General features: G+C 57.8%; 6 protein-coding genes. 2 read left to right on the top strand and 4 right to left on the bottom strand.

All coding sequences use genetic code 11. The annotated features are described in order from the left end of the window. Positions 1–397 precede the first annotated feature (397 nt). The gene (locus VEZ52_RS06405) at positions 398–1,936 is read left to right on the top strand and encodes a methyl-accepting chemotaxis protein (protein ID WP_324836088.1); all 1,539 of its coding nucleotides are present in this window, start codon (positions 398–400) and stop codon (positions 1,934–1,936) included. A 110-nt stretch (positions 1,937–2,046) separates the two neighbouring features. Here the strand turns inward: VEZ52_RS06405 and thiF are convergent, their stop codons facing one another. The 4 genes from thiF to thiS all read right to left on the bottom strand — a co-directional run bounded on the left by thiF (position 2,047) and on the right by thiS (position 5,009). Continuing rightward, entirely contained in the window at positions 2,047–2,661 is a 615-nt protein-coding gene (gene thiF / locus VEZ52_RS06400) for a sulfur carrier protein ThiS adenylyltransferase ThiF (protein ID WP_324836087.1), read from the bottom strand. A gap of 103 nt (positions 2,662–2,764) precedes the next feature. Then, positions 2,765–3,883, bottom strand: a complete 1,119-nt coding sequence (gene thiH / locus VEZ52_RS06395) for a 2-iminoacetate synthase ThiH (RefSeq protein WP_324836086.1) — start codon at positions 3,881–3,883, stop codon at positions 2,765–2,767. Positions 3,884–3,953: 70 nt separating this feature from the next. Beyond that, positions 3,954–4,742 (bottom strand): thiazole synthase, encoded by a 789-nt coding sequence (locus VEZ52_RS06390; protein WP_324836085.1) that lies wholly within the window; start codon positions 4,740–4,742, stop codon positions 3,954–3,956. 66 nt (positions 4,743–4,808) lie between these two features. Continuing rightward, the gene (gene thiS, locus VEZ52_RS06385) at positions 4,809–5,009 is read right to left on the bottom strand and encodes a sulfur carrier protein ThiS (RefSeq protein WP_324836084.1); all 201 of its coding nucleotides are present in this window, start codon (positions 5,007–5,009) and stop codon (positions 4,809–4,811) included. Positions 5,010–5,853: 844 nt separating this feature from the next. Between thiS and VEZ52_RS06380 the strand changes: the two genes are divergently transcribed. Further along, complete coding sequence (locus VEZ52_RS06380; RefSeq protein ID WP_324836083.1) at positions 5,854–7,695, top strand: carbon starvation protein A; 1,842 nt, start codon at positions 5,854–5,856, stop codon at positions 7,693–7,695. Positions 7,696–7,913: the final 218 nt, after the last annotated feature.

The raw sequence follows: 7,913 nt of genomic DNA, 5'->3' as shown, positions 1-7,913 counted from the left end.
CAAGGACAAAAAAAAGGGGGCCCATTCAGGCCACCCCGCAGGAACTGCGTTCCGCATCAGGATGTAGCAGTGGCGCGAACGCCAGCCGCTTTGAATGAGTTTCATTATCTTGGTGAAAAAAAATTGTCAAGATGTTTGTGCGATGCGGGCAATATATACTAAGGTGAGTTGTCGTGCCTTGATTGATGGAGTATGGATACCACCAAATGATAAAAATGGCCTTTTTTTTCTGAAAACTAATTTTTTTCAAAAAACTGCCGAAATATAAAGTGAGATAAAGAATAGTCCGGAACAGCGGCATTAGGGGGCTGCTGTGCCGTTTTGTAAACGAGGGCATGCAGACGGCAAGTTTTTGCCAGGCATAAAAAGTTTTTGCGTTTTAAAGCGAGGTGGCTCAGTGAACGGTAAATTCCTTTTGTACAGTTGCGCATCAGCGCTGCTGGCAGCGGGTCTCGGTTTTGGCGTAACTCAGCTGGCGGGTTTGCCCGTTTTGGCTGTTATAGTGAGCGCCCTTGTGGCGGCCTTTGGCGCGTTTGCTGCCGGTCGTGCGCTTGCAAGCGGGGCTTTGCGTCAGGCTGGTGAAGCTGTCTGCGCTGTGACTGCCAATCCAAGCCGAAGCCTGAACAATACCGATCCTTCTCTTGCTCCGCTGTTTACAAGTCTTGAAGACCTGCGGCAGGCTTTAAAAAACGACAGGGAATATAAAGACGGCATTTTGCGTGGTCTGCCCATGCCGTATCTGCTGGTGGACACCAACGAGCGCGCCCTCAGCACCAACAAGGCATGCCTGAACATGCTGGAAATCGACGACAGCATTGAATCCTGCCTTGGCAAAACCCTGGCCCATCTTTTTTATAACGACCCCACGCGCAAAACCGCCGTGGGCAAGAGCATGGCCACGGGCGAGTGCTTCAAGAATCTTGAAGTGACCATCGGCGGGCACAAGGGCGGCAAGGTCAACGTGCTCGCCAACGTGTTCCCCATCTACAATGCCGAGGGGGCCTGCATTGGCGGCATGTGCGTGTATGTGGACATGACCGCGCTCAATGAGGCGCAGCGGCAGATCACGGAAAAGAACCAGCGTATGGCCGAAGTGGCGCAGGCGCTGGAAGGAACTATGGATGAACTGTCCGAGATCGTGGTGGCGCTTACCGGCAGCATCCGGCAGTCGGACAAAAATGCCGCCATTGCCGCAGGGCAGCTTAAAGAGGCCGCGTCCTCCATGGGCCATATGAACGCCAGAGTGCAGGAAGTCGCCGGCAATGCGGATAAGGCCGCCGAAGCTTCAGGACACACCATGTCCAAGGCCACCACAGGGGCGGAAGTTGTGCAGAACGCCCTGCACGGCATTGAAAACGTGCACCGTGTCACGCTTGAACTGCGTACGGATATGGCCACGCTGGAATCACATGCCAGAGCCATTACCGAAATCATGAACGTTATTTCAGATATTGCCGACCAGACCAACCTGCTGGCCCTCAATGCGGCCATTGAAGCGGCGCGCGCTGGCGAAGCCGGACGCGGTTTTGCCGTGGTGGCCGATGAAGTGCGCAAACTGGCAGAAAAAACCATGGCTTCCACAACAGATGTGGGCCGCGCCATTGAGGCCATTCAGCAAAGCGCCGCCAAGAGCATGTCGTCCATGGACAATGCCGTGCAGCAGGTGGAGCAGGCCACAGACTACGCCAAGCAGTCTGGCGAGGCGCTGGACGCCATCGTGGGTACGGTGGAAAATACCGTGGGGCAGGTCAAGGCCATCGCCGCTGCCAGCGAAGAGCAGTCAGCCGCCAGCGAGCAGATCACCCACACCATTGATCAGGTGAACCACATGGTGGCCGACACGTCCCAATCCATGGGTCAGGCAAGCATGGAAACCGACAAGCTTCAGGAGCTGACCGACAAACTGGAAGACCTGACAGCGCAACTGAAAGTGTAGCGCAGTTTTTTGCCTCAAGGCAGTACAAGACCCGTTGCAGCCGGATAGAGCGTTAAGCGCGCAATATCTGTCTGGGACGGGTCTTTTTTGTGGTAAAATGTCTGGAGGTTTTATAGTTGCTCGTTCCCGCCCAGCACCATCTCAAGGACGGCGTCAGCCAGCAGGGCGGCAGCTTCGGTCACACGGGGAGCAAGGGGCGGGGCCAGCAGGATATCCGTGCTAAAGTCGCCCACGAGCACCAGATTGCCAAGATAGCGTTTGCCCATGGCTTTGCCGCCCCAGCCGCCCATGCCCGATGCACTGGCTATGCGATAGCCGCCGAGCAGGGCTGTTTCCACCAGCAGGGTCTTGTCGTCCGGCTCGTCAAAGGCTTCCACCCAGATGGGGCAGGCGGGCAGCACCTCAGCCATGTTGTTCTGGTCAAGGCGCATGCGCCGCGCTTCCACGCCCATTTCGGGATTCAGTTCCAGCAGCAGCTCTGCCAGGGCTTCGACCTTGGGGCGGCCCACATGCCGGGGCCAGTATTGCTGGCGGTTGAGATTGGAGGCGTCCACCACGTCATCATCCACCAGCACCAGATTGCCCACGCCGCTGCGGGCCAGCATCAGGGCTGCGTTGGAGCCAAGCCCGCCCGCCCCGGCAATGCCCACTCGGGCGGCGCGCAGGGTCGCCAGTTGGTCTGGGCTGAGGTAGCGGGCAAGGCCGTTATGAAGTGCATTGTGCATGGCGTGGATCCATAAGTTGGTTGTTTGGCGTGGAATTGTCGGCCTGTTTCACGCGGCGGCCCGGTGTGCGCCAGACCGCCGCGCCATAGCTGCAAGCAGTTTTTTACACGGCCACCGGGGCTTCCCAGTCTTTAAGTACAGCCTGATAGCCTATGCCCGCGAGCGATGCCGTCATTTCTTCAAGGCTGCGGCGGTCGGTGATCTCAAACTGGCCGGGATTGTGCAAATCTTCGGTTGCGCGGCCGCCCACGGCGGTGGAAACGCCGGCGGAAACTCTGGTTACGCCGATGGGCACCAGATGGTCGCGCATAAAGGCGCTTTCGCGGCTGGAGCAGGTGATGCCCGCGCGCGGCAAGAAGCAGCGCATGGCCGTAACATATTGTACAAGATGGCGGTCGTCCACACCGTGCTGCACGTCAAAGTTGCCTTCGTGCGGGCAGATGCGCGGGATGGAAACGCTCACGTCCACGCCGGGATAGCGCCTTTGCAGCCACCAGGCATGCAGGCCTGTGGCAAAAGCATCCTGCTCGAAAGATTCCAGCCCCAGCAAAGCGCCCACGCCGATGGAGCGGATGCCGCCCTCTGCCGCGCGCTGCGGCGCATTGAGCCTGAAACCATAATCATGCTTGGGCCCAACGGGGTGCAACCATGCGTAAAGTTCTGGATTATACGTCTCCTGAAACATGGTCATGCTGTCCACACCGGCATTCACCAGTAGTTCATATTCTTCGGTGGTGAGCGAATAGACTTCCACGCCCACCGAGGCAAAGCGGGGTTTAATGCGGCGGGCCGCATCCGCGATGTACTGCGGCGAGGACAAATGCCGCGCATCGCCCGTCAGCAGCAAAATGTGCTGAAAGCCCTTGTCGGCGATAACGTCCGCCTCAGCAGAGGCCTCATCAATGCTCAGATGACGGCGTGGTTGCTTGTTTTTGGCATTGAATCCGCAGTAGCGGCACTGGTTGGTGCAGACATCGGAGATGTAGAGCGGCGTGAATATGTTCACGGCCTTGCCAAAAAAACGCAGGGTCAGATCGCGCGCACGGCGGGCCATGGCCTCAAGGTGCGGAGCAGCCGCAGGCGAAAGCAGGGTAAGGAAATCGGCTGGCTGCAAGATTTCTTTTTGCAGCACGGCCAGAACATCCGCTTCGGTGGCGCGAGTGGCTCCCTCTGCCCGGCGGGCTGAGGGCCACGCCTGCAAATATTCCTGAAAAGTTTCCATGTGTGATCCTTATAAGCGGTCGGCTGCCAGCGGTTTGGCTGGCGGTCAACATGGCAGTGCATTGCAAGCGTTAACGGAGAAATCCTGTGAGCGGTGAAGACGCTTCCGCGCCCTGGCCCTGCGCCTTGACCGCGCCGGGGCCAGCCAGCCATGCATCGCGCCCGGCCTGGACTGCCGCGCCGAATGCGCGGGCCATGCTGACAGGATCGCTGGACGAGGCAATGGCGGTGTTGACCAAACAGGCCGCCGCGCCCATTTCCATGGCCTCGCAGGCCTGCGAGGGGCGGCCAATACCCGCGTCCACCACAATGGGCAGGTCGATTTCTTCAATCAGGATGCCCACCATTTCCTTGGTGCGCAGACCCCGGTTGGTGCCGATGGGCGCACCCAGCGGCATGACAGCTGCCGCGCCCGCGTTGACGCAGGCCCGCGCCACGTAGAGATCGGGATTGATGTAGGGCAGCACGGTAAAGCCATCTTTAGCCAGGATTTCCGTTGCCTTGGCAGTTTCGTAGCCGTCGGGCAGCAGGTGGCGGGTGTCGGAAATGACTTCAATTTTTATCCAGTCGCCGCAACCCGCAGCGCGGGCCAGCCGAGCCAGACGCACCGCTTCCTCGGCGGTTCGCGCACCCGAGGTGTTGGGCAAAAGGCGCATGTGGGCGGGGATATGCCCCATGATGCCCTGACTGGAGGCCTGATTCTCGGCCTGTTTGTCCACACGGCGCATGGCCACGGTGATGACTTGCGCGCCGCTGGCTTCAGCCACTGAAGGGATGAGGCTGTCGGCTCCGTATTTGCCGGTACCGATGAAAAGACGGCTGGTAAGGGTGACGCCGCCGATGATGAAGGGATCGTTCATTGTGCTCTCCGTCTGGAATGTGCTGGTAAAAGGATGGTGTTCTGGGCCGGGAACAGGACTCGCCTGTTATCCGCCGCCCACAAAGTGCACGATTTCCAGACTGTCGCCCCCGCAGAGCAGGGTTTGGGCAAAACGCTCGCGGGGCAGGATTTCTCCGTTGCGTTCAACGACAACCCGTGCCGTATCATGTCCGCGCGCCGCCAGAAGTTCGGCAACGCTGCATGGTTCGGCAATGGCTTCGGTTGCCCCGTTGACTGTGACATCCATACGCGCCTCCTGAGGAAAACAACCGCTGGGCTGCTTCCGAGGTTGAGGTTGTAATGGCTCTGCGGGGCAGTTGATGCCGGACGGCATAAAACAGAAATGCCCGCAAAAACCATTACGGCTGCGGGCGAGCACAATCCTGCAAATAAATGCAGGTTGGCCAGCTTCCCTTCGTCGGCACTATCCGCGTCAGGTGCAGAATCGCGTTGTTTTGCGCGATTCTAGGGGTCAGGGCGCTATCACCCTTTCTCAGCCTTTGAGGCTCCCCCAGCCGGTTTTTTTAGTTTAGGCCCAGGCAGGGAGGAATGCAAGCAAAACGCGCAGCACCTGAACCGCCGAGCGGCAACCAACAGAAATTATCGTGCACAGTTTTTTGAAGAGTACTGACAATGCTTGGAATAAAGTGCTTGCATGGATTCACGAAAAGGGTGAAAATTTTCACATCACTGCTTGGAATATGCGATTATAAGCAACCTACCTTCTGAAACAGTAGTAAAGCACTGTACTAATGGCGCACTCACGGTGCTGGTTCCTTAAAAACATGCAGGATGTATGCTGATTTGCTTTGGACAGAGTCCACAGCGAGTGCATTGAGCGGACAATTTGTATGGACAGAAGTTGGTATTGGGGGTAGGTCGAAAAGCAGGAAAGTTTATGATTAGCAATGTTGACCAGTTAACTGGGGGTTCTGGTTGGTCGCGATTTTAACAGCGCGACGCATTGGCAAGGAGGAAGCAGATTGTGCGTCGTTCCGCAGGATTCAGTAGCGTTTTTCTGGGGTAGCGGCTGAGTGACTTTGGAATGATTTGCAGGCTGCGACCAGAAGAACAAAACAGGGAGAGACACGATGGAAAGCTTGGAGCACATTAATGCCATCACACTAGTGTTTGCGGCATTATGCATATTTGCCATTGCCTACCGGGTGTATGGCATTTTTCTGGCAAACAAGGTTCTGAAACTGGACGCGGGCCGTATTACACCAGCGGTTCGTTTTGCTGATGGCCACGACTACGTCAAAACCAACGAATTTGTTCTCTACGGCCACCATTTTGCCGCCATCGCGGCTGCCGGACCGCTGGTTGGCCCGGTACTTGCCGCGCAGTTCGGCTATCTGCCCGGCGCGCTGTGGATCCTGATTGGCTGCGTGCTTGGCGGCGCAGTGCACGATATGGTGGTGTTGTTCGCCTCCGTGCGGCACAAGGGCCAGAGCCTTTCGGCCATCGCCCAGCGCGAGGTCGGTCCCGTTACGGGTACCGTGGCGGGCATCGCCGTGCTGTGTATTCTTATTCTGACCCTGGCCGGTCTTTCGCTGGCCTGCATCAGCGCCATGCACAACGCGCCCTGGTCGCTGTTTATCGTGGTCATCACCATGCCTATCGCCATGCTTATGGGCCTGATCATGCGCTTCAAGCAGAACAGCGTTCTGCTTGCCAGCCTTGTGGGTCTGGTACTGCTGGTTGTGGGTATTCTGAGCGGCCATGACCTCATGCAGAAGGATGTTCTGGGCTGGGCCTTTGACTGGAACCGCGACACCGTGGCCCTGGCCATCGCCGGTTACGGCTTCCTCGCTTCAGTGCTGCCCGTGTGGTTCCTTTTGGTGCCGCGCGACTATCTTTCCACCTATCTCAAGATCGGCACCATCCTCATGCTGGCAGTGGGCATCATCTTTGTGCAGCCCACCCTGCTCATGCCCACCATCACGCCCTTTATCAACGGCGGTGGCCCCATCATCGGCGGCCCTGCACTGCCCTTTATCTTCATCACCATCGCCTGCGGCGCCATGTCCGGCTTCCATGCCATCATCGGCACTGGCACTACGCCTAAAATGATCGGCAACGAGCGCGATATTCTCTTTGTCGGCTACGGCGCGATGCTTACCGAAGGTTTTGTTGCCATTATGGCCCTCATCGCTGCCTGCACCCTGATGCCCGGCGACTACTTCGCCATCAACGCCACTCCTGACAAGTTCAGCTCGCTGGTTGCCGCGCACCCCGCGTTGAACACTGTTGACCTGGGCTTCTTTGAAGAAAAGATCGGCCTGAACCTGCATGCCCGCCCCGGCGGTGCGGTTTCCCTGGCCGTAGGCATGGCCCACATTTTCCACAAGATTCCCTACATGGATAATCTGATGGCCTACTGGTACAACTTTGCCGTCATGTTTGAAGCCGTCTTCATCCTGACTGCCATTGACGCCGGTACCCGCGTGGGCCGCTTCTTCCTGCAGGAAATGCTTGGCAAGGTGTACGCGCCCTTTGGCGACAAGAACTGGATGCCCGGCGTCTACATCACCAGCTTCATCTTCACGTCCATGTGGGGCTACCTGATGTACACCGGCAACATCAGCAACATCTGGCCTCTGTTCGGTTTGAGCAACCAGCTGCTTGCGGGTTGCGCCCTGATCGTGTGCACCTCCATGCTGCTGCGTATGAATCGCGGCAAGCTCAGCCTCGTGACGGCCATCCCCGGCATCTTCCTGACCGCCGTGACCTTCTGGGCCGGCTATTTGCAGGTCACCACGACCTACATCCCCGGCGGCAAGTATCTGCTTGCCTTCCTGGCCTGCCTGGTCATGGTGCTGATGGTCTTTGTGCTTGTGGGCACCATCCGTCGCTGGATTGAGCTTATGAACATCAAGGGCACCGTTAACGACGCTTACGGCGAACCCGTGCGCGCCCTGGCCGAAGAATAGCAAAAGAATAGCTGAAAGCCGCCGCTGGCGGCTGGCATGACAAAGCACCCCCGGAATCTCGCGGTTCCGGGGGTGCTTTCTGTTATGGCTTTAGCCAGTTGAGCGCACCAGTGCGCGAAACAGAGAACCACCCGCTATGCGGGTGGAAATAATGTGTTATACACAAAAAACACCCTTCTTGTACGATGAAGTTGTTCAAGCCCATCGTAACATTTAAA

The sequence above is a fragment of the Desulfovibrio sp. genome (assembly GCF_035644575.1).
Lineage (GTDB): Bacteria > Desulfobacterota > Desulfovibrionia > Desulfovibrionales > Desulfovibrionaceae > Desulfovibrio.
This window is presented reverse-complemented; position numbering and strand designations above follow the sequence as displayed.

Bases quoted from the DNA above. Each gene is read 5' to 3' on its own strand.
- thiF (WP_324836087.1), bottom strand. From the start codon at position 2,661: ATGCACAATGCACTTCATAACGGCCTTGCCCGCTACCTCAGCCCAGAC.
- VEZ52_RS06390 (WP_324836085.1), bottom strand. From the start codon at position 4,742: ATGAACGATCCCTTCATCATCGGCGGCGTCACCCTTACCAGCCGTCTT.
- VEZ52_RS06380 (WP_324836083.1), top strand. From the start codon at position 5,854: ATGGAAAGCTTGGAGCACATTAATGCCATCACACTAGTGTTTGCGGCA.
- thiS (WP_324836084.1), bottom strand. From the start codon at position 5,009: ATGGATGTCACAGTCAACGGGGCAACCGAAGCCATTGCCGAACCATGC.
- thiH (WP_324836086.1), bottom strand. From the start codon at position 3,883: ATGGAAACTTTTCAGGAATATTTGCAGGCGTGGCCCTCAGCCCGCCGG.